The sequence below is a fragment of the Spirillospora sp. NPDC047279 genome, assembly GCF_040643285.1.
Taxonomy (GTDB): Bacteria; Actinomycetota; Actinomycetes; order Streptosporangiales; family Streptosporangiaceae; genus Spirillospora.
Window position 1 is genome coordinate 235,296 of record NZ_JBEYUA010000010.1, and the last position, 21,058, is coordinate 256,353.

General features: G+C 70.3%; 22 protein-coding genes. 16 read left to right on the forward strand and 6 right to left on the reverse strand.

Features of this window, described 5'->3' with window-relative positions:
- Positions 1–72: 72 nt before the first annotated feature.
- The 4 genes from ABZ810_RS26290 to ABZ810_RS26305 all read left to right on the forward strand — a co-directional run bounded on the left by ABZ810_RS26290 (position 73) and on the right by ABZ810_RS26305 (position 3,925).
- Positions 73–654 (forward strand): hypothetical protein, encoded by a 582-nt coding sequence (locus ABZ810_RS26290; RefSeq protein WP_358407531.1) that lies wholly within the window; start codon positions 73–75, stop codon positions 652–654.
- A gap of 117 nt (positions 655–771) precedes the next feature.
- Positions 772–1,893, forward strand: a complete 1,122-nt coding sequence (locus ABZ810_RS26295; protein WP_358407533.1) for a suppressor of fused domain protein — start codon at positions 772–774, stop codon at positions 1,891–1,893.
- A gap of 875 nt (positions 1,894–2,768) precedes the next feature.
- A complete protein-coding gene (locus ABZ810_RS26300; protein WP_358407535.1) occupies positions 2,769–2,894 on the forward strand; it encodes a hypothetical protein in 126 nt (41 codons plus the stop codon).
- A complete protein-coding gene (locus ABZ810_RS26305; RefSeq protein ID WP_358407536.1) occupies positions 2,894–3,925 on the forward strand; it encodes a peptidoglycan-binding protein in 1,032 nt (343 codons plus the stop codon). The genes ABZ810_RS26300 and ABZ810_RS26305 overlap by 1 nt, the downstream gene beginning before the upstream one ends.
- A gap of 136 nt (positions 3,926–4,061) precedes the next feature.
- On the opposite strand, the gene ABZ810_RS26310 is transcribed toward ABZ810_RS26305, so the two are convergent.
- Both ABZ810_RS26310 and ABZ810_RS26315 read right to left on the reverse strand, forming a co-directional pair.
- Positions 4,062–5,006, reverse strand: a complete 945-nt coding sequence (locus tag ABZ810_RS26310; RefSeq protein WP_358407538.1) for a PrsW family glutamic-type intramembrane protease — start codon at positions 5,004–5,006, stop codon at positions 4,062–4,064.
- A 150-nt stretch (positions 5,007–5,156) separates the two neighbouring features.
- Positions 5,157–7,484 (reverse strand): terpene synthase family protein, encoded by a 2,328-nt coding sequence (locus ABZ810_RS26315; protein WP_358407540.1) that lies wholly within the window; start codon positions 7,482–7,484, stop codon positions 5,157–5,159.
- Positions 7,485–7,813: 329 nt separating this feature from the next.
- Here ABZ810_RS26315 and ABZ810_RS26320 point away from each other — a divergent pair, with 329 nt between their 5' ends.
- From ABZ810_RS26320 to ABZ810_RS26335, 4 genes are all read left to right on the forward strand, one after another.
- Complete coding sequence (locus ABZ810_RS26320; protein ID WP_358407543.1) at positions 7,814–8,437, forward strand: DUF1707 domain-containing protein; 624 nt, start codon at positions 7,814–7,816, stop codon at positions 8,435–8,437.
- 252 nt (positions 8,438–8,689) lie between these two features.
- On the forward strand, positions 8,690–9,820 hold the full coding sequence (locus ABZ810_RS26325) for a histidine kinase (protein ID WP_358407546.1): 1,131 nt from the start codon (positions 8,690–8,692) through the stop codon (positions 9,818–9,820).
- The gene (locus ABZ810_RS26330; protein WP_358407549.1) at positions 9,817–10,470 is read left to right on the forward strand and encodes a response regulator transcription factor; all 654 of its coding nucleotides are present in this window, start codon (positions 9,817–9,819) and stop codon (positions 10,468–10,470) included. Before ABZ810_RS26325 ends, ABZ810_RS26330 begins: the two co-directional genes overlap by 4 nt.
- A 148-nt stretch (positions 10,471–10,618) precedes the next feature.
- Entirely contained in the window at positions 10,619–11,254 is a 636-nt protein-coding gene (locus ABZ810_RS26335; RefSeq protein WP_358407552.1) for a hypothetical protein, read from the forward strand.
- 18 nt (positions 11,255–11,272) lie between these two features.
- Here the strand turns inward: ABZ810_RS26335 and ABZ810_RS26340 are convergent, their stop codons facing one another.
- Complete coding sequence (locus tag ABZ810_RS26340; protein WP_358407555.1) at positions 11,273–12,253, reverse strand: helix-turn-helix domain-containing protein; 981 nt, start codon at positions 12,251–12,253, stop codon at positions 11,273–11,275.
- A gap of 109 nt (positions 12,254–12,362) precedes the next feature.
- Between ABZ810_RS26340 and ABZ810_RS26345 the strand changes: the two genes are divergently transcribed.
- Together ABZ810_RS26345 and ABZ810_RS26350 are read left to right on the forward strand one after the other, a co-directional pair.
- Complete coding sequence (locus ABZ810_RS26345) at positions 12,363–12,884, forward strand: rhodanese-like domain-containing protein (RefSeq protein ID WP_358407556.1); 522 nt, start codon at positions 12,363–12,365, stop codon at positions 12,882–12,884.
- 284 nt (positions 12,885–13,168) lie between these two features.
- Positions 13,169–14,812 carry a DEAD/DEAH box helicase gene (locus ABZ810_RS26350; protein WP_358407559.1) on the forward strand — a complete coding sequence of 548 codons (1,644 nt, stop codon included), beginning with the start codon at positions 13,169–13,171 and terminating at the stop codon, positions 14,810–14,812.
- Between the two features lie 173 nt (positions 14,813–14,985).
- Here the strand turns inward: ABZ810_RS26350 and ABZ810_RS26355 are convergent, their stop codons facing one another.
- Both ABZ810_RS26355 and ABZ810_RS26360 read right to left on the reverse strand, forming a co-directional pair.
- Positions 14,986–15,768 carry an acyltransferase gene (locus ABZ810_RS26355; protein WP_358407561.1) on the reverse strand — a complete coding sequence of 261 codons (783 nt, stop codon included), beginning with the start codon at positions 15,766–15,768 and terminating at the stop codon, positions 14,986–14,988.
- A gap of 135 nt (positions 15,769–15,903) precedes the next feature.
- Complete coding sequence (locus ABZ810_RS26360) at positions 15,904–16,377, reverse strand: hypothetical protein (RefSeq protein ID WP_358407564.1); 474 nt, start codon at positions 16,375–16,377, stop codon at positions 15,904–15,906.
- A 130-nt stretch (positions 16,378–16,507) separates the two neighbouring features.
- On the opposite strand from ABZ810_RS26360, the gene ABZ810_RS26365 reads away from it, so the two are divergent.
- Together ABZ810_RS26365 and ABZ810_RS26370 are read left to right on the forward strand one after the other, a co-directional pair.
- A complete protein-coding gene (locus ABZ810_RS26365) occupies positions 16,508–17,074 on the forward strand; it encodes a peptidylprolyl isomerase (RefSeq protein ID WP_358407566.1) in 567 nt (188 codons plus the stop codon).
- Positions 17,075–17,117: 43 nt separating this feature from the next.
- Entirely contained in the window at positions 17,118–18,032 is a 915-nt protein-coding gene (locus ABZ810_RS26370) for a rhomboid family intramembrane serine protease (protein WP_358407568.1), read from the forward strand.
- Between the two features lie 401 nt (positions 18,033–18,433).
- Here ABZ810_RS26370 and ABZ810_RS26375 read toward each other — a convergent pair whose 3' ends face one another.
- A complete protein-coding gene (locus ABZ810_RS26375) occupies positions 18,434–18,691 on the reverse strand; it encodes a cell division protein CrgA (protein ID WP_358407570.1) in 258 nt (85 codons plus the stop codon).
- Positions 18,692–18,838: 147 nt separating this feature from the next.
- Here ABZ810_RS26375 and ABZ810_RS26380 point away from each other — a divergent pair, with 147 nt between their 5' ends.
- From ABZ810_RS26380 to ABZ810_RS26395, 4 genes are read left to right on the forward strand one after another with little or no spacing between them, the layout of a single operon-like run.
- Complete coding sequence (locus ABZ810_RS26380; RefSeq protein ID WP_358407573.1) at positions 18,839–19,507, forward strand: DUF881 domain-containing protein; 669 nt, start codon at positions 18,839–18,841, stop codon at positions 19,505–19,507.
- 14 nt (positions 19,508–19,521) lie between these two features.
- The gene (locus ABZ810_RS26385) at positions 19,522–20,139 is read left to right on the forward strand and encodes a class E sortase (RefSeq protein ID WP_358407575.1); all 618 of its coding nucleotides are present in this window, start codon (positions 19,522–19,524) and stop codon (positions 20,137–20,139) included.
- A 7-nt stretch (positions 20,140–20,146) separates the two neighbouring features.
- A complete protein-coding gene (locus tag ABZ810_RS26390) occupies positions 20,147–20,332 on the forward strand; it encodes a hypothetical protein (protein WP_358407578.1) in 186 nt (61 codons plus the stop codon).
- Positions 20,333–20,345: 13 nt separating this feature from the next.
- Complete coding sequence (locus tag ABZ810_RS26395) at positions 20,346–20,924, forward strand: gamma-glutamyl-gamma-aminobutyrate hydrolase family protein (protein ID WP_358407581.1); 579 nt, start codon at positions 20,346–20,348, stop codon at positions 20,922–20,924.
- Positions 20,925–21,058 lie beyond the last annotated feature (134 nt).

Genomic DNA, 21,058 nt, shown 5'->3' on the forward strand with positions numbered 1-21,058 from the left:
CCACACGGAGCGGACGCGCCGCATGGAGCCGCGCCGTATGGGGTATCCGCGCCGTCTGGGCCGGCGGCGACGTTGGACAGCACCGGGTGGCAGCGGAACGACGCCGGCGGTTTCTGGGAGGACCCGCGGACCGGCGCCAGGATCATGCTGGAGATCCAGGACGTCCCGCTGACCGAGTCGTACTGGCTCGACGACCTCGACCAGGCCCGCCGCGACCTCGCCGCCGGGTACGGAAAGCATGGCTGCCTGATCGAGGCCGAGCCCGTCTGGATCGGTCAGACGCGGGGGATGTCGCAGCTGTTCAAGGTGTCCCATCCGAACGGGACGGGCCTGATCTTCGGGGTCTCGCTCTTCCTGGCCAAGGCGTCCGAGACCGTGATCGTGAAGTACACGAACGACGAGGGTGCGGTGACGGGGATCCGGGAGGCCATGGCGATGGCCCAGATGGGCGTCGTTCACGTCGAGCATCCGTACGCCCCTGGCGTGGAGAGCAAGCTGCCCTACAACCGGGCGGACGACCCGTCGCTGGACGCGCAGTTCCCGGACCATCCGCTGACCCAGGCACGGCAGTGGTTGCGCGTCATCGACCGGCGCCTGAGGCTCAGTCCCGCCTTCGTCGCGCTTCCGGATTTCCGGGGGACGGCACGGTCATAGTGACGAACCGGCCGATGGCGGTCATCTCGACCTGACGAGTTCCGGCGTACGGCCTGATCAAGATCCCTATGCTTCTGGGCTGTTCCACGACTCCCGGCCCCCGACCAGGAAGCCCTCATGGCCACGCATGCGCAGCTCGTTCAGGTCTTCGGCGAAGAAGGCGTCCACAAGCTCGACCGTGACGACGCCGAGGCGAACGGCGTCCGGCCCGAGGACGTCGAGGTGCTGTGCTCCACCGGCCTCCCGGTGGACGCCGACATCTTCTTCACGATGAAGGTGAACGGGCCGCTGGAGGCGTTCACCCTGATGGACGCCCAGTCCCAGGACGGGCCGGTGCGGTTCCTGATCCTCGGCAAGGGGCGGACCGACGACGACGTCCGGTATGTCATGGAGGTCGAGAGCGGCAACGTCTTCGTGCTCGGGATGGAGGGCGGCGTGCCGACCGGGGACCTCGAGACGATCAACTCGACGCTCGACGCGTTCGTGGAGTTCCTCTACCGGATCGAGCTGCGGCAGTCGGAGATGTCGGGCTCGTCGCCGGACGAGGCGCGCCCGTACACCGAGAAGATGATCGCCGGGCTGAAGACCTGGGACGCGCGGGCGCTCGACTCGGAGAACTTCTGGGGCGGCGTGTTCGAGGCGTTCCTCGGCGTGGGCGTCCCGGAGCGGCGCGAGGGCAGCCGGATGGCGATCGCCGCCGCCCTGGAGGCCTGCGTCCCGGACGACGAGCCGCTGCGCTGGGCGACGGGGGCCCAGATCGCGGAGGGCGTCCGCGAGCTGAGCGCCCACCGCGCGGACGGTTACTGGCTGCTGGTCACCTACGGCTTCAGCGATCTGGACGACGACCTGGACGTTCAGGATGGGGTGAGCGGCCTCGGCTTCGAGCTGACCATGCGCGTGCCGCGCGCCGACGACGACGAGCTGCCGCCGGGCTGGGCGCTGGAGACCCTGCGCAAGCTCGGCGAGTACGTCTTCGGCGAGGGATACCCGTTCGCCGACGGCCACCGCATGGGGGTCGCCGGGTCGCTCGGCGCGTCGGAGAGCCGGCTCAACGCCCTGGCGTTCATCACCGACCCGCACCTCGGCACGATCGACACCCCGAACGGCCGCGTCGAGTTCATCACGGCGGTCGGCGTCACCCGCGAGGAACTCGCCGAAGCCAAGGCCACCAGCAACGACGCGGTCCTGTCCCGCCTCACCGGCTCCCACGGCGTCCCCCTCACCGACGTCACCCGCTGAACCCCGCCCTCCTCGCCAAGTCGCACCGGCAACGCCCGGCCCCGCGCATCGTGCCGACCATCCTCATGTGCCACGTGAAACACCCCCGAACGAGAACCGTCCCGCCCGCGAGCCGCGCCGAGCGGTCATGCCGGACGTCCAGCCATTACGAGGACGTGCTGAACGGCGTTCGCGCGTCAAGAGCAGCCCGCCGGCGAGATGACGGAGGTGCTCAACAGTCGCCCGCGTCACGAGGGACCATCCGCCCGACCGCCTGTCGCGAGGTGCGTGCTGAACGGTGACCCCGCCGCAACGCGCGGAGCAGTCGACCATCCTGATCTCCATGGATCCGACAACCATGGCCAGGTCGACGCCGGTCGCAGGTAGGTCAGGTCCCTGCGTACCGTCGCCCGTCATCGTCGAGCCGCTGGGATTGTTGTCGTGGCCGCGCGCCTTGCTCTTCACGACCTTCGTCCGGCCGGTCTGGCCGACGTACTGGAACGTCCGCCGGGCGTGACAAACCGAGATGCTCAACGGTCATCCGCGAAACGTGGGGACGCGCTGGACGTCCGGCCATCACGGGGACGTGTTGGACGGCGTCCCACGTCCCACCTGCGCGAGGATGTGTCGAACGTTCGCCGGGTGTCAGGGGCGGGCTTCGCGTTCGCCTGCCGACGCGAGCGTGGTGGGCAACGATCGGGCCTTGGGGAACCTGCTGCGCCCGGGCAGAAGGTCGTGATATTTCGGGATACGTCGCGAGAGGTGGATGGTGCCGGTGGACCTGAAGCTTCGGAACGGGCGGCATGAACGGCCTGGGATTGAACATCATGGGAATTCCGGCCGATCGACGGATCGGCAGGGCCATACTCGCCACGTCACCTAGCAGGAGGCCGAACATGGCGGATCCACCCCCCGAGGCAGCGGCCGAGGCGCACGAGCCGACGGAACGGGACGAGGAGCAGATCCTCGAAGGGCTCTACGGGGAGCCCGATCCCGACGGCGTCTACCGCGGGGACGGCTGATGGGGAGCGCCGCGGCCATGCTGGCGGAGGCGCGCCGCTGGCTGGGCACCTCCGGCCGGCCCAACGCGCTCACCCGCGCCTATTCGGCGAGGAACGGCTCCGGTTTCCTCGAGGCTCCGTGGTGCGACATCGCGGTGACCGAATGGGCGCGCCGGTCCGGCAACGCCGACGCCGTCCTGCCGGCGGGGGACCGGGCCTACACCGTCTGGCACGCGCAGGACTTCCAGAAGATCAATCGCTGGTACTCCGGAACGACCGCCAACGTGGACCGGGCGAAGCCGGGCGACATCGTGTTCTTCGACTGGGGTTCGTCCAACTCGATCGGCGCGATCGACCACGTCGGCGTGGTCGAGAAGGTGCTGGGCGGCGGACGGTTGCAGACCATCGAGGGCAACACCGGGGACGCGTGCAAGCGCCGTGTGCGCTCCGCCTCCGCGATCGCCGGATACGGGCGGCCCGCGTACTCGCCGTACCGGTGGAGCGGCAAGGCTCCGGAGCCGACACTGCGGCGCGGTGACATCGGCGACCGCGTGCGCGACCTGCAGAACGCCCTCATGAAGGTCGGCGAGAGCCTCCCCAAGTTCGGCGACGACGGCGACTACGGCGTCGAGACCGAGAACGGCGTCAAGTCGTTCCAGCGCAAGCACGACATCAGCGAGACGTCCGGGGTCTACGGCTCCAAGACCGCGGCAGCCCTCAAGAAGGCCCTGACCTCCCCCGACGAAGAGGACGAAGACGTGCGGTACTACGGACAGCTCAACAACGGCCCCGCCGCCCTCACGCCCATCTCGCTCCACCCCGGCGACGTGTCGAACATCGGTTTCTGGGGCGACAACGGGATCCTTCAGCTCCCGCCCGCGAAGTTGCGGGTCGCCGTCCACGACGCCAAGGGCTGGTACAGCGAACTGCTGGAGGTCGACTCGTCCAAGTCCAAGCCGTGGATCAAGTTCCGCGACGCGAAGACCACCGACGGGATCAGCATCCGCCGCGAAGACGACGGCACCGTCCCCATCGCCTGGGACGCCTCCTGACCTCGGGCCGCCGGTCCGTCCGCCCCCCAACGGCCGGACCGGCGGCCCAGCCAGATCCCGCGCCGGGTGAGATCCTCCACGGTGGACGTAAACCGCCGAAACCGAGTGGCCCCAGCCGTACTAGCCCCCCGGGGGGTCAGGTGTGGGTGTGGCTCTGGGTGGGGTCGGTCCAGGTGGCGTCGTTCGGGTCGGCGGGGGGACGGACGGCGCGGGAGCGGTGGTAGAGGGAGCGCAGCCAGGTCAGGGCGATGAGCGAGATGGCGAGGATGCCCACCGCGTTGAAGATCGTGATCAGGTGGCTCTGGGTCGTGGTGGCCCGGGGCAGGTAGCCGTGCTGGAGCAGGTCGTACTGCCAGGGCGTGCCGGTGAGGACGAGGGTCAGGCCGATCGCGAGGCCGTGCATGGAGTCCCACAGGGCGTGCAGGAGTGAGACGCCGAGGTAGGCGAGGACGACCGGGCCGGTGATGCGCCAGTGCCGGTGGCCGCGGGAGGCGGCGAAGAGCACGCCGCCCACGATGGCCGTCCAGAGGCCGTGGCCGAGGGGCGTGAGGATGCCGCGCAGGATCTCGGTCTCGATCATCGAGCGCAGGCTGATGCCCTCGACGGTGAAGAGCGCGTTCAGCGCGTAGCCGGCGCTCTCGAACGCGGCGAAGCCGAAGCCGACGGTGGCGCCGAGGACGAGCCCGTCACGGAGTGAACGTCCGCGCAGGTGGCGGGCCACGAACATGAGGGCGGCGAGCTTGACGGCCTCCTCGATCAGCCCGACGCCGACGTACATCCACAGGGACGGGTCGAGCAGGTAGGTCTCCAGCAGCGAGGCGCCGAGCACGCCGAGGACGCCGCCGACGACGAACGCCGTGAAGAGCACCGGGACGGTGATCTCCCCCGACGTGCCGTGCTCGTAGGCCCACACGACGAACGTGACCGGCACCAGGAAACTGCCGAGCAGCACGATCGTCGGCACCAGGTTGGTGTTGCTCGTGATCACCGTGACCAGGACCGTGGCGACCCACAGGGCCAGCCCGACCCAGAAGATCTTCAGCCAGGTGCGTGACGGCCGCGTCCGCCGCGGCGCTGTCATTGCCATCACTGTCCCCCCGAACATCCGTGACGTAGCCGGAACCTACCCTGGGGCGCCGACCATGAATCGGAGCAGAGCCGAAGGGGTGGGCCGCGGGGGCAGGGCACAGCCGACGGGGGCGAGGGAGCCGGCTGTGCCCTGGGTCTCCGGCTAGGAGGTCGCCTTGCTCGGGGAGAAGACGCGCGCGGCGGACGTTCCGAGACCCGTCGGGCCGAGGCCTGGGCGGGGTGCCGTGACCGGCGGGGGCGTCACCCGGGCGCGTCCTGGGTTGTTGTGGCGGACCAGGTCGGTCTCCCGGTAACGGCGGCAGCCGCGGTGCCAGGTGAGGATGCCGGCGAGCCAGTTGCGCAGCTCGTCGACGTAGCCGTCGAGGGTCGCGCGTTCGGCGGCGCCCAGCTCGGCGTCGTCGTAGAGGATGGGGAGCTCGTGCGCGACGACGTGCTCGAACTGCCGCATACGGGACGTCATCAGGTCGGTGACGATCGACAGTGCGGCGGCGTAGTCGCACGTGAAGAAGTTGCGCACGACGAGGATCCCGTTGTGGACCTCGCCCTCGTACTCGATCTCCTTCTGGTAGGAGAAGACGTCGTTGACGAGAGTGGCGTAGTCGATGGCGGCGTTCTCCAGGGAACGCATCGGCCCGCTGCGATAGATCTCGGGCGGTATGCGGCGGCCGTGCGAGATCCGGCTGAGGCTCATGGTGAGCTCGGAGCCGAACGTCCGCCGCCGCATCTCGACGTAGTCGACCGGGTCGGGGATGCGGTTCTGCGCCTGGTTGGCCAGCTCCCAGAGCCAGCTGTCGAGCATCGCGTCGATGGCGTCGCGGAACGTGCCCCGCGCGCCGGCGTCCATCGGCGCGGCGGTGCGGCTCCACAGGTCGGCGAGGCCGCGTTCGAGCGGTGTCACCGGAGCGGTGGCGGGCGGCGCGGAGGCGTCGTCGACGGGCATGAAGAGCTTGAGCCGTTCGGTGCAGAGCCGCGCACCGGCGAGATCTCGCGTCCGGCCGTACGCGACGGGGTAGAGGTCGTCGGCGTACGTGCCCCAGGCCAGCCAGCCCGAGGAGAGGTCGAGCTCGGCGGGGGAGGCGTCCGGGTGGAGCCCGGCGGCGCACAGCGGGAGGTCGTAGTCGACGAGCTTGCCCTCGTCCCAGACCTCCGAGCCGGGAACGCCCGGCTGCGGGTGCAGGAGCCCGATCTCCTCGGCCCACTGGGTCAGGTTGCGGCGCGCGTCGTTGAGGTGCGGGTTGAGCGTCGTCGTGAACGGCATGTAGATGTCGGGGATCAGTGACGGCCCGACCTTCTCGTACGGGACGTGCGAGAAGCCCCGCAGCCCGTTGACCAGCGCCCGGATGTTGGCCGCCGACATGCCGAGGCCGCTCAGCCCGCTCGGCAGTCCGCTCGGCAGCCTGCTAGGCGATCCGCTTGGGAGCCCGTGCGCGCCGGCCGGGCTCCCCGCTTCCGGAAGGGAGGAGCCGGGGCTCGCAGCGGCTCTGTCGTTCATGTAGCGGCTGGACCGCATGTGCCATTCGTGGCCGCCCGACTGCCAGTCCTGGAGGCCCTTGACGTACGCGAGCACCCGCGCGCAGCCGGCCGGGTCGAGTCCCGTCTCGGTGAAGAGCGGGTTGAGCTCGGTGAGGGTGGTGTGCTCGAACTGCTGCAACCGCGACGTGAGCAGGTCGTTGACCGATTCGGCGGCCTCCTGTGTCGTGCAGCCGAGGAACGTCTCCAGGACGAGGACCCCGTTGGAGAGCTCGCCCTCGTCCTCGATCTCCCGCTGGTACGAGAAGAGGTCGTTGCGCAGGTGCACCGCGTCCGAGAACGAGTCGCGCAGGACCTGGAGCGGCCGCGATCCGGCGACCTCGGCCGGTACCTCGGCGCGCGCCGCGTGCTCGACCAGCCCGGCCGACCAGGGCGCGCCGCCCACCTTGCGGCGCATCTCGATGTACTCGACGGGGTTCGGGACGCGGCGCGCGTTGATGTTGGAGAGCTCCCAGAGCGACTCGTTCAGGAGGTTGGCGGTGCTCTCGGCGAAGCGTGCGCGCCAGGCCATCGACATGGCCGGGACGCTGCGGGCCCACAGGTCGGCGAGCCCCGCCTCGACGGGATTGGCGGGCTCGGGCGTGCCGTCGGCGAGGTTCATCGGCATGAACGAGGGCAGCCGTTCGAGGTGCTCCCTGCCGCCCTCGCGGTCGTGCGTGCGCTTGTAGAGCTCGAGGAAGTGGTCGTCGAAGAAGAACACCCAGACGTACCATTCGGTGATCAGCGTCAGCTCGGGCCCGTCGCAGTCGGGATGGGTGTAGGAGCAGAGCAGCGGGTAGTCGTGCGCGTCGAGGTCGGCCTCGTCCCAGACGCCCGAACCCTCCAGCATCCCCATGTCGCGCGCCCACCGCCTCGACTCCTCCCGCGCCTGCTCCAGATGCGGATTGATCCGCGCGGGATACGGCATGTAGAAGTCCGGCAGCTCGAACGGCTGTGACATGACGCGCCTTTCACTCGTGGAACGGGCAGGGCCGTGCTCGGCCCGGGCCGAGATGGGCGGGGCATCGTGACGGGTGCACTTCGTGGCGGGCGGGGGCTACCTGACGGGGGAGCTTCCTGGCAAGACGGCTGGTAACGGACAGTCATCGACGATGACAGAGAGGAATAATGCCCCGCGTGCTCCGTCCTCGAAACTGCGTCGTCAGCGACGAAGGCCGCCCGCCGAGGTGACACGGAGCGAACCTTCGCGGAAGTACTCAGGGTGGCCGTCAGCCCCGTATCCGCCGTAGATTCCGGCTATCCAGACTTGTCAATGGGTAGGGATTCGGCATGAAGGACCATGGCGAGCAGGCGAGCGCGGGTCGTTCGGCGGCGGGCCCGGTTTCGGAGGCCGAACGGAACGCCGCCATCACACGGTTGAACCAGGCGTGCGGCGAAGGACTGCTGAGCCTGCGGGAGTTCAGCGAGCGGGTCGAGGACGCTCAGGTCGTGCGTACCAGGGACGAACTGGCGACGCTCGTCGACGACCTCGCCCCCTCCCCGGGAGCCGGTCCCGCGGTCGGTACCGAATGGCATCTGGCGGCGATGGGCGGGCTGCGCCGGCACGGACGCTGGCACATGGACCGCCACCTGGTCTCCATGACCGTCGTCGGCGGCACCAACCTCGACCTGCGCGAGGCGGACATCGCCGCCCCCGAGGTGACGCTGACCAAGGTGTCCGTGCTGGGAGGCGTGACGGTGTGCGTACCCCGGGGCGTACGCGTCGTGCTGGAACGCCGCGGCCTGCTGTCGGCCCTCGGGCTCTTCGGCGGCGGTCGCGCCGACGACGAATGCCTCTCGTCCTCCGCCCGCGCCGACACCCCGACCGTCCGCGTCCGCGCGTTCTCCCTCTTCGGCGGTGTCACCGTCCAGGAACCACCCCTGGAACACGCCCCCCTCAAACGCACCGCCTGAGCACCGCGCGACCGGGCCTGAGCGGCCGTGGCCGAATCCCTCGCGCGAGCGAGGCGGAAGCGGTGAGCACCGCCCGATACTGGACAGATGCCCGAACGATCCCCCGGGCGGCCCGCCCCCGCCGGACGGGCTGCCCCAGCCCTGACCCGCCTCCGCCCCTCTCGTCTCAGCGCCCTCCGCCGCATCCCCGTACCGAGGCGTCTTCAGTCCGTGGGGCGGGGGCGCGAGGACGGTGACGGGCGGCTTGTGGACGTGTTGATCGCTGCTGCGGTCGCCGTGCCGGTGTTCGTGCCGTTCCCCACCGCTCCCGAGGTGACGCTGCTGGGCGTGTTCCTGAACCTCGGCACGGTCGTCCCGCTGATCTGGCGGCGCCGCGCACCGTTCGCGATCGCGCTGGTCGTGGCGTTCTTCGCGATGGGGACGTCGCTGCACCACCGGCCGGGGCAGATGTTGCAGTACGGCGCGCTGGTGGCGATCTACACGCTGGCCGACCTGGGACGGCACCGCTGGCAGCGCTGGGGCTTCATCGGGGCGCTCGTGGCGACCACGCCGCCCGGCGCGCTGCTGATCAAGAAGAACGACGCGGGCGAGTTCATGTTCACGCTGCTCCTGCCCGTGTCGGCGTTCCTGCTGGGCATGCTGGCGCGCACCGCGCGCGAACGGTCGGACGCGCTGCTGCAACGTTCCGTCCAGCTCGAACGGGAACGTGAGGCCCTCGAACGCGAACGTGAGGCCGAGGCGGCGCGGGCGGCGGCGGAGGAACGGTCCCGGATCGCCCGCGACATGCACGACGTGCTCGCCCACGCGGTGAGCATCATGGTCGTGCAGGCGGAGGCCGGTCCGGTCGTGGTCCGCAGCGATCCCGACCAGGCCGAACGTGCCTTCGACGCGATCGCCGACGCGGGCCGGGACGCGATGGCCCAGCTGCGCCGCATGCTGGGCGTGCTCAAGGAGGAGCAGGACTACGGCGTCCGCGCGCCGCGCCCGACCGTCGACGCGCTCCCCGAGCTCGTCGAGCACGTCGACCGGACCCGCGTCCAGGTACGGCTCACCGTCGACGGCACCCGCCGTGACCTGCCCGCCGACGCCGACCTGGCGGCCTACCGCATCGTCCAGGAGGCGCTCACCAACACGGTGAAGCACGCCGGCGCGCGGTCGGCGCACGTACGGCTCCGCTGGACGGACGACGAACTGGAGATCACGGTGACCGACGACGGACGGGGCCACGAGGACGACGCGGGCTGGCGGCGCGGCGGCGACGGCCTCATCGGCATCCGCGAACGTGCCGTCTCCTGCGGCGGAACGGCCGAGGCCGGTCCCCTGCCCGGTGGCGGCTTCCGGGTGTTCGCCCGGCTCCCCTGCGCGGCGGCGGTGGTCGCGTGATCCGCGTCGTGCTGGCCGACGACCAGGAACTCGTCCGCAGCGGCTTCGCGATGATCCTCGACGCGCAGCCCGACGTCCAGGTGGTGGCCGAGGCCGGCGACGGCGCCGCCGCGATCGCCGCCGTGCGCGAGCACGACCCCGACGTCGTCCTGCTCGACATCCGCATGCCGGGCATGGACGGCATCGAGGCCGCGAAGGTCGTGTGCGCCGAGACCGGGACCCGCGCGATCATGCTGACCACGTTCGACCAGGACGACTACGTCTACGACGCGCTGTACGCCGGGGCGAGCGGCTTCCTGCTGAAGGACGTGCGCCGCGACGACCTCGTGCACGCCGTCCGGGTGGTGGCGGCGGGGGAGTCACTGCTCGCGCCCGTGATCACCCGGCGGCTGATCTCCGACATCACCCGCAACCGCCCCCGCGCCGGCACGACGGTCTCGGAACGCCTGGCCGTCCTGACCGAGCGCGAACGCGAGACCCTGCGGCTGCTGGGCCGCGGCCTGTCGAACGCCGAGATCGCCGCGGCGATGGTCGTCAGCGAGCACACCGTGAAGACGCACGTCAGCAACGTCCTGTCCAAGCTCGGCATCCGCGACCGCGTCCAGGCAGTGATCGTCGCCTACGAGTCCCGGCTGATCGAGCCGTCCTGATCATGGGTCGTGCGGGGGAGTCGTGGCCCGCTTCTCCCCCGCGCGACCGATGCCCGAAGACCGCCCGCGACGGCGATCCCTCCGGCCGCCGGTTTCCCGAAGATCGAGAACGTAAGAACGCAGGTCTCGATCTCCGGGAGTACCGTCCATGACCAGATTCGCCTTCCATCTCGCCCCCGCCCTCATGCTCGCGTACGGCGTGGTCCGCCTCATCGACGGCCGCGACGGCAGTCACGGCCCCGGGCCCGCCTGGACGTGGGGCCATCTGCTCTTCCTGGGGTCGCTCCTCCTCTACGGAGCGGTGATCGCGGGGCTGTACCGCCGCATCCGGCACGGCGTGCCCGGCGCCGGAACGGCCCGCCGCGTCACGGCGGGCGCCGTGACCGCGGTCGCCGCCTTCGGGCTGATCACCTTCATCCGGGTCGCGATCGTCGACATCGTCGTCGGACTCCAGGCGGCGGACGGCGCGGAGAAGAGCACGCTGGCCGACCGGTACGCGGACGACCCGGCCGTACTCCCCCAGGCGATCTACGACATCGGCCCGGCGTTCTTCATGATCGGCCTCCTGGCCCTCCTCGTGCAGTTCGCGTTCATCACCCCCGGACGCAAGCCGGTGGCCGCCCTCAGCCCCGTCCTCGTCGTCCTGGGCTTCGTCGCCATCACGGCCAACCTGGACCTCCTCCCCGCCGGCGCCGCCCTGATCTGGCTGGCCCTCATCCCCTTCACCCGAAACCACCCGGAGGCTCCCCGCCCCGCCGATCCCCAACCCGCCGCCGCCCTCTGACCCCCGGGACGAGCCGGGTCAGGACGCGGTGGGGCGGAAGGTTCGGCGGTAGGCGGAGGGGGAGGTCTTCATGGCGCGGGTGAAGTGGTGGCGGAAGGTGGCCGGGCTCTCGAAGCCGACCGCGGTGCCGATCTCCTCGATCGCCATGGCCCCTCCTTCGAGCAACGGCAGGCTGGCCATGACCCGCTGCGTGATGACCCAGCGCAGCGGGCTGGTGCCGGTCTGCCGGTTGAAATGGCGGATGAACGTGCGGGGCGCGAGGTGCGCCTGCCGGGCCAGCGCGGCGATCGTGATCGGTTCGGCCAGGTGGTCCAGCGCCCAGGACATGGCCCGCGCCACCGCGTCGTCCGTCGCGGGCCCGGCCACCGCGGCCTCGACGAACTGCGCCTGCCCGCCGTCGCGATGCGGCGGGACGACCAGCCGGCGGGCGACCGCGTTGGCGATCCGGGCTCCGTGGTCCTTGCGGATCAGGTGGAGGCACAGGTCGAGCCCGGCGGCGCTGCCCGCGCTGGTGAGGATGTCGTCCCCGTCGACGTAGAGCACGTCCGGATTCACGTGGATCATCGGGTGGCGCCGCTGGAGCAGCGCCGCGTACTGCCAGTGCGTGGTGGCCTCGCGCCCGTCCAGGAGGCCGGCCGCGGCCAGCGCGAACGCTCCCGAGCAGATCGACACGATCCGCGCGCCGCGCTCGTGTGCGGCCCGCAGAGCGGCCACCACCTCGGGGGCCACGTCGCCGCGCACGTCGGGAACGGCCACGACCATCACCGTGTCCGCCGCCGCGAAGACGTCCAGGTCGTGCTCGGTGGTCATGGTGAACCCGCCGACCGCCCGCATCGGCCCCCGTTCGAGGGCGCAGACCCGCAGGTCGTACCAGGGCACGTCGAGCTCGGGCCGGTGCAGCCCGAAGACCTCGACGACCGAGCCCAGCTCGAACGGGGCCATGCCGTCGAAGGCCAGGACCGAGACCGTGTGCCGCCTGGCGGGAGGTGCGAGCCGCATGGCGAGATATTAGCGCTATGCGGCGTTCGTGCCACTTCTGGCTCCCCCGGGCCGGCCGCGAACATTGAGGTGTCCGCAGGAAGAAGAGCCAGGTCAAGGAGCCGAACGCATGTCAAAGATCACTGTCGCCACCCAGCCCGTCGCGGTCTCCGCCCCTGGGGGTGTCGTGGGATCGGCGGTGGGGAGGGTCGCCGCGGCGGAGGCGGCCGCGGCGGTGGCGCACTTCGCGGCCCGGCTGGCGTTCGAGACGGATGTGTCCGATGTCGCGGCCGATCTGGCGGCGGGCGTTCCCGGGGTCGTGGTGATCGACTCGCGCAACGCCGACAGCTGGGACCAGGGGCACGTCGAAGGGGCCGTCCACCTGCCCACCGCCGAGATCGCCGAACGGGCGGCCGACCTGGTCGAACGGGACGCGCTGGTCGTCGTCTACTGCTGGGGCCCGGGGTGCAACGGCGCGCAGAAGGCGGCACTGGAGTTCGCCCGGCTCGGCTATGCCGTCAAGGAAATGATCGGCGGGTTCGAATATTGGGCGCGCGAGGGGTTTCCGGTCGAGAACGGGGCGGGGCTGGTCACCCGGCGTGACGCCGATCCGCTCACCGCTCCCGTCTCCGGCATCGCCTGCGCCTGCTGATTCAGCGGACGCGCCCGGGCCGCACCGTGATCTTGAGCACCCCGTCCCACGCCCCGCCGGATCGGAAGATTGTGATGGTCGAGGGTGGTGGCGTGGGCATAAATAGAGGTCCTGGGACGCTGGAGAAGGAGGTCCTGAACGGGGTCGGGGCATAAGGAGGTGCCCGGGCGACGTTAGACTGAACAAATCACTCTTCGACGCCCAACGCGTCAGGCTCGTCCTTGCAGGCCACAGACCAGTACGTGGTGCCTCCCGAGACGTGCCCCCCTCTCGGAAGGTAATGCGTGACAACCCTGCCTGCTGGTTCTGCCCTGCCCGAGTCCGCTCAGGACTCTCCTGCGGTCCCCACCTTCGCCGAGCTCGGTCTGCCCGAGGCTCTGGTGTCGGCGCTGGCCCGCCAGGGCATCGAGGCACCGTTCCCCATCCAGGCCGCCGCCATCCCCGATGTGCTGGCCGGCCACGACGTCCTCGGCCGGGGAAAGACCGGGTCCGGCAAGACCCTGGCCTTCGGCCTGCCGATGCTGGCCCGCCTGGCCGGCCAGAAGGCCGCGCCCAAGCGCCCGCTCGGCCTGATCCTCGTCCCCACCCGCGAGCTCGCGCAGCAGGTGCAGAACAACCTCGAGCCGCTCGGCCGGACCCTCGGCCTGCGCTTCAAGACCGTCATCGGCCAGACCTCCATGTTCAAGCAGATCGACGCGCTGCGCCGCGGCGTCGAGGTGCTGGTCGCCACGCCCGGCCGTCTCAAGGACCTCATGCGCCAGGGCGCGTGCGACCTGGGCGACGTCCGCATCGTCGTGCTCGACGAGGCCGACCACATGGCCGACATGGGCTTCCTGCCCGACGTCACCGACATCCTCGACCAGGCCAAGGTCGGCGGCCAGCGGATGTTGTTCTCGGCCACGCTCGACAAGGACGTGGACGTCCTCGTCAAGCGTTACCTGAGCGACCCGGTCACCCACGCCATCGGCCAGGTGGACGAGTCGGTCGACACCATGGACCACCACCTCCTGCTGGTGGCGCCCAAGGAGAAGGCCGCGATCACCGCCGAGATCGCCAACCGCGAGGGCAAGACGATCCTCTTCGCCCGTACCAAGCACGGCGTCGACCGGCTGGCCAAGCAGCTCGCCCAGGCGGGCGTCCGCGCGGCGGGCCTGCACGGCGGCAAGAGCCAGGGGCTGCGCACCCGCACGCTGGCCGAGTTCACCGAGGGCTCGTTCGACGTCCTGGTCGCCACCGACGTCGCCGCGCGCGGCATCCACGTCGACGACATCAGCCTGGTCCTGCACGTCGACCCGCCGGCCGACCACAAGGACTACATGCACCGCGCCGGCCGTACGGCACGGGCCGGGGAGCGCGGCACCGTCGTGACCCTCGTCCTGCCGCACCAGGTGCGCGCCACCCAGGCGATGACCCGCCGGGCGGGCATCAACGCCCCCCGCACCCGGGTCGTGTCCGGTGACGACGCCCTCAACAGGGTGACCGGCGCCCGGATCCCGTCCGGTATCCCGATCGAGGGCCCGATCATCCCCGAGCGCCCCAAGCGCGAGGGGCGTGGCGGCCGTCCGGGCGGCGGCGGCCGTCGTGGCGGCGGCCGCGGCTTCAACGGCCGGTCCCGCCAGGACGGCCCGCGCGGTGACCGCCGTGAGGGCGGTTCCTACGGCGAGCGCCGGGGTTCGTACGGCGACCGCCGGGAGGGCGGCTCGTACGGCGAGCGCGGCTCCTACGGCGACCGGCCGGCTCGCGGCGGTGGCGGCGAGCGTGGCTCGTACGGCGAGCGTGGCTCCTCGTACGGCGACCGACCCAACCGCGGCGGTGAGCGCGGCTCCTACGGCGACCGTCCCAACCGCGGCGGCGGTGCCCCGCACGGCAAGCGCCGTGGTGGTCCGCACCGTGACGGCGGCGACCGCCGCCCGGCCCGCACCAACTGACGAAAGTTCGCTCGAAGCCCCGCCCGGCCACGTCCGGGCGGGGCTTCGCCCGTTCCGGAACGGGCGGACCGGCGGCCACGTCGGACCCGCATGCAGGCTCAGACCCTCTTGAAGATCTTGCTGGCGGTCCTCGTGGCCGTGGCCTCGTTCGTCCTCGTCAGCATGCTCCTCGGCTAGCCGGCCTCCTCGCGGAGCGTGTCCTCTTCGCGGAGCTTGTCCTGGAGGATCTGCAGGCCCTCGAGCCCGTCCACGGACAGGGCGGCGAGCTCGTCGAGCGAGATCAGCGGCCGGTTGCGGAGCGGCGGCTGCCAGCCCTGCTCGGGGTCGTGGCTCCGCAGCACCTTGGCGGGCACGCCGCCGATGACCGCGTGGTCGGGGAACTCGCCCCGGACGACGGCGCCGCCCGCCACGGCCACGTTCCGGCCGAGCTTCGTGCCGGGCAGGATGATCGCCCCGGTCCCGATCCAGCAGCCGTCCCCGATGATCACGGGGTTGTTCTCGGGCCACTGCCGTCCGATGGGGGTGTCGAGATCGCCATAGCTGTGGTTCTGGTCGGTGATGTAGACGTTCGGCCCGGTGAACACGTCGTCGCCGATCTCGATCGACTGGTGGCCGACGATGTGGGTGCCGCGCCCGAGCGAGCAGCTCGAGCCGATCGTCACGATGACGTCCGGCCCCAGGTCCAGTCCCGGCACGAACCCCGCGGAGATCGTGACGTGCGTGCCTACCAGGGTGTGGTCGCCGATGGAGATCCACGGCTCCCCGTAGATCGCCCCCACCGGGAAGCCGATGCACGCCCCCTCGCCCAGATGGGCGAACCGGCGGCGGCCCGGCGTGTGCGGCGTGATCTCGCCCTGCCGCTGCACCCATTCCCAGCCGCGATGCACGGCCGTGTGCACGCCCTGGCGGGCCTTGGCCGCCAGTAGCTGCCGGATCGAGCGGGCTGTCGGTGGCATGCGGAGTACCTGGCTTTCGTCTGTGAGCACGCGCGGAAGTCAAGGTACCGGGTGGTAGCACCGGCGCGGGAACCCCCTCCCTCCACCGGCATGACGAAGGCCCGGCCGGTGGCCGGGCCTTCCTCTGCTGCTGGACTACGGCGTGTGCACGTGGTCGTGAACATCCGACGTGGCCGGGGTGCTCTCGCGCTCCGGCTCGGTCGTGTCTTCCATCAGCGCCTGCATGGAGTTCCGCTTGGTCATCACCGCTCCCGCGACACCCACGGCCGCGACCGCGGCCAGCATCGCCAACGTGATGTTGCGACCACGATGGCTCGGCTTGGGTGGCTCGACCCGGTCGGCGACGCCGGACAGGAACGAGCTCACCCGAGGAGCGATCCCGGACTCCACATACCGGGCCGCGTCCTCGATGCGAGGAGCACTCCAGCCGCGAGCGTCCATGACGCGGTCGGCGGCGACGGTGCGCGTACGCTGGGCCGTGGGGCCCATCCGCTCCGCCGCGTGGGACGCGCCCTGCCGGCACGACTCCGCGCCGCTCCTGCAGGCTTCGCGTACACGCCCGAGCCGCGAGAGCACCTCGTCCTGCGGCTTGCGGCGGATACTAATCATTAGGGACACGCTAACCTCCCTGTTTGCGAGGTCCTGCCAAGCAGCCTTCCCTTCCGGGGGAAGGTAAACCCTGTGCGCGAGATCATGCGGTCACGCACAGTAGGCAGGTGAGGTACGTCCGAAACCGCATATGCCCATCTCGACGAGGAGGCGGCCATCCGTGGCTGAAGAAATCTTTGCGACGCTCAACACCACCCTTGGCAAGATCGTCATCCAGCTCTACCCGGCGCAGGCGCCGGTGACGGTCGGCAACTTCGTCGGCCTCGCCGAGGGCACCCAGGAGTGGCGGCACCCCGAGACCGGCGAGCGGAAGACCGGGACCCCGCTCTACAACGGGACGATCTTCCACCGGGTCATCGAGGGCTTCATGGTCCAGGGCGGCGACCCCCTCGGCAAGGGCGTCGGCGGGCCGGGCTACGAGTTCAAGGACGAGTTCCACCCGGACCTGAAGTTCAACAAGCCGTACCTGCTGGCCATGGCCAACGCCGGGCCCGGCACCAACGGCTCCCAGTTCTTCATCACCACCGACAACATCGGCCAGGTCCAGCACCTGACCGGACGCCACACGATCTTCGGCAAGGTCGTCGAGGGCACCGACGTCGTCGACGCCATCGTCCGCACCCCGACCGGCCGGGGGGACAAGCCCCTGACCGACGTCGTCATCGAGTCGGTGACGATCGACCGCCGTCAGTCGTAGTACATAGAGAGAAACCCCTGCGCCGGCCCCACGGAGCCACCCGATGAGCACAGACCCCACCCCGTCGTCCGGGTCGGACACCCCGGTGCCGACCTGCTACCGGCATCCGGGACGCGAGACCTACGTCCGCTGCACCCGGTGCGACCGTTACATCTGCCCCGAGTGCATGCGGGACGCGGCGGTGGGGCATCAGTGCGTCGAGTGCGTGGCGGAGGGCAACAAGTCCGTCAGGCAGACCCGTACGCGCCTGGGGGCGCGCGACAGGCGGGACGCGACCCCCGTGGTCACGTACTCGCTGGTCGGCCTGTGCGTCCTGGTCTACCTGGCGGAGATCGTCTGGCCTGCCAGGATGATCAGCGAGTTCGCGATGTGGGGCGGCGTGGGCCGCTTCGACGTGCTCGTCCCGGACGCGGGGGTCGCGGGCGGCGAGTGGTACCGGCTGGTCACCGGGACGTTCCTCCACGAGCCGCTGAGCGCGGGCGGGTTCGCGCTGACCCACATCCTGTTCAACATGTGGGCCCTGTGGCTCCTCGGCCCGCCCCTGGAGCGGGAGCTCGGCCGGGTCAGGTTCCTGGCCCTCTACATGGCCGGTGGCCTGGGCGGCTCGGTGCTGACGTACCTGGTCGCTCCCGACCAGGTGGGCGTGGGCGCCTCCGGCGCGATCTTCGGCCTGTTCGCCGCGTTCTTCGTGATCGGCCGCAAGCTGGGCGGTGAGGTCGGCCCGATCCTGTTCATCCTGGTCCTCAACCTGGTGATCACGTTCTCCTGGACCTCGAAGATCTCGTGGCAGGCCCACATCGGCGGCCTGGTCGCCGGCGCGCTGCTGGCGGTCGCCTACGCCTACGCTCCCGAGGCCCGGCGCAAGATCGTCAACGTCGCCGCACCGGTCATCATCCTGGTCGTGTTCGCGGCCCTCGTGGTGGTCAAGACGTCCCAGCTCACCTCGGGCACCGTCTAGGACGACCGGCCTTACCCACGACGAGGGCCGCGTAATCCACCAGAGTTATCCACAGCCTGGGGATTGCGCGGCCCACGTTGTACACCCTCCCCGGCCATCCCCATGCACAAGTTATCCACAGCCCTCCGCCCGGACCCGGACCCCCAGCGCTTACCAAGCAGTAAGAAAACCCTGGCGATTGCCACCCCAGCTCGTCCCCGGCTCAGGCGGACGCCAGAGATGAGGACCCTCGGTCGGTCACTGAGAGTGACCGGACCTGGGCGTGCGTGAACGCGTTGGCGGGGGTGTGGGGATGCAGCGAGGCTTCTCGGGAGATCGCGGAGCGGTGTCGCGTCCGGTGCTTCGGCGGTCCGGCGGCGCGCCCGCCCGGGACGCGTCGCCGAACCGCTGAAGAAATCGGTTCAGCGCCAGCGGGTGGAGAGGATGACGCCGAGGATGATCGCGGTGAAGCCGATCCCGAGGTTCCAGTTCCCCAGGTCTGTCATGAGCGGGACGTCGGTTCCCGTGCTCGCGGTCACGTAGAAGACCGCGATCCAGGCCAGCCCGACCAACCACAGAGTGATCATCGTCGGGACCAGCCAACGGGGGCTGACCTCGGGTGCCTTCGACTTCTGCGGCGGGGTGTAGACGGCCTTCTTGCGCACTTTGGACTTGGCCACGGTGGGATCGATCTCCTCGGGCGGGCGACGGCCGGAGCGCCGGTCCGCGCATGGGTGTTTTGTCGGTTAGCGTAGTCGCTGGTGAGCAGCGTACGGCGTCGAACGTGGGGAAGCATCATTCCAGGCCTCACGCTTGTGGCGGGAACTTTGTTCGCGGCGAGCGCGAGCACGGCCCGCGGTACCGACCTGCGCGAGGGCGGGCGCACCCGGATCACCGAGCTGATCACGGCCGAGCAGCGCCGGACGCATCGGGAGCGGGACGACTACCAGCGGCTTCGCCGTGAGGTCGACGGGATCTCCCGACAGCACGGGCGGCGGGACGCGCGGGTCAAGGAGGCTCAGGCGCGGGCCGACGGGCTCGCGGTCCGGGCCGGCTTCACCACGTTGCCCGGCTCGGCGGTGCGCGTGACGCTGGACGACGCGCCGCAGCGGGATTTCGGCCGCGACGTCAGCCCTGATGATCTTGTCGTGCACCAGGCGGACGTTCAGGCCGTGGTGAACGCGTTGTGGGCGGGCGGCGCGGCCGGAATGCAAATTATGGACCAACGTGTGATCTCCACGAGCGCGGTGCGGTGCGTGGGCAATACGCTGATCCTGCAAGGAGTCGTTTACTCGCCGCCGTTCACGATCACCGCGGTCGGCGAACCCCGCCGGTTGCGGCAGGCGCTCGACGCCTCGCCGGAGATCGCGGTCTACCGGCGGTACGTACGCGAGTACGGGCTCGGTTACTCGGTGAAGTCCGTGGACCGGGTCACGCTGCCCGCGTACACCGGCAATGTGACGATGAACCACGCGACGGTGCCCGAAGGGTCCTAGGAGGAGACGCGACGGTGCGGATTCTGATCCGTAGCCTCGGTGAGCTGTGCATCACCGCCGGTCTGGTTTTGCTCCTGTTCGTCACGTACTCGCTCTGGGGTACCGGCCGCTACACCCGCGCCCAGCAGGACCTCCTCGGCAAGGAGCTCCTGAACGACTGGAAGGGCAAGGTCACCACCGAGCGGGTGAAGCTGGGCAAGGGCCTGGCGATGATCAGGATCCCGCGGTTCGGCGTGCAGTACCGCTTCGTCGTCGTCGAGGGCGTCGAGCTGGCCGATCTGCGCAAGGGGCCGGGCCACTACCCGGGCAGCGCGCTCCCCGGCGAGGTCGGCAACTTCGTGGTCTCCGGCCACCGCACGACCTACTCCGCCCCGTTCAACCGCACCGCCGAGCTGCGCACCGGTGACAAGATCCTCATCGACACCCGGCAGAAGCAGTACGTCTACGAGGTGACCGGCAAGAAGATCGTGAAGCCCTCCGCGGTCGAGGTCACCGCCCCCGTACCGTTCAAGCCCAAGGACAAGCCGAGCAAGAAGCTGATCACCCTCACCACGTGCCACCCCAAGTACTCCGCCGCCCAGCGCCTGATCATCTTCGGTGAGCTGACCGGCGAACTGCCCCGCCGCGCCTAGGAGAACCATGTACGCCTGGATCTGGCGCCATCTGCCCGGCCAGTGGCAGACCAAGACCGCCGTCGCCGTCGGCCTCCTCCTCGCGGCCGCCCTCCTGCTCTGGTACGTGGTGTTCCCGTGGCTGGAGCCCAAGGTCCAGTTCGACCACGGCGTCGTGACCACCCCCAGCGCCCCCGCGACGGACGGCCGCTGACACACTGGGGGACGTGCGCGTCCTGGTGGTCGACAACCACGACAGTTTCGTCTTCAACATCGTCCAGTACCTCCTCGAGCTCGGGGTGGACTGCGTCGTCGAGGACCGTTCGGACGTGACGCTCGCCGACGCCGAGGCCGTGGACGGCGTCCTGCTGAGCCCGGGCCCCGGCCACCCCGCGGACGCCGAGATCTGCCTCGACCTGGTCCGGGACGCCCACGACCGCCACGTTCCCCTGCTGGGGGTGTGCCTCGGCCTCCAGGTGATCGCCCAGGTGTACGGGGCGACGGTCTCCCGGGCCCCGGAGATCGTGCACGGCTACACCAGCCCGATCCGCCATGACGGGCGCGGAGTCTTCGCCGGCCTCCCCGATCCGCTGGAGGCCACCCGCTACCACTCGCTGGCCGTCGAGCCCGCGACGGTGCCCGACGATCTGGAGATCACGGCCCGGACGCCGGACGGGGTCGTCATGGGCCTGCGCCATCGCGGCCGTGCGATCGAGGGTGTGCAATTTCATCCCGAATCGGTGTTGTCCGCCCATGGTCACGACCTGCTCCGCAACTGGCTCGCGACCTGCGCATCTAGCGTATGAGCGCCGCTCCCGCGAGCCGTTCGGTCATCTCGGGAGAAGTTTTCGGGAGAAATCTGTAACACCGAGCCCGCTTGATCCGAAGACCGTACGAGGGCTTCCGCCATTGCCCCCGAGTGGCGGAAGCCCTCCTTTTA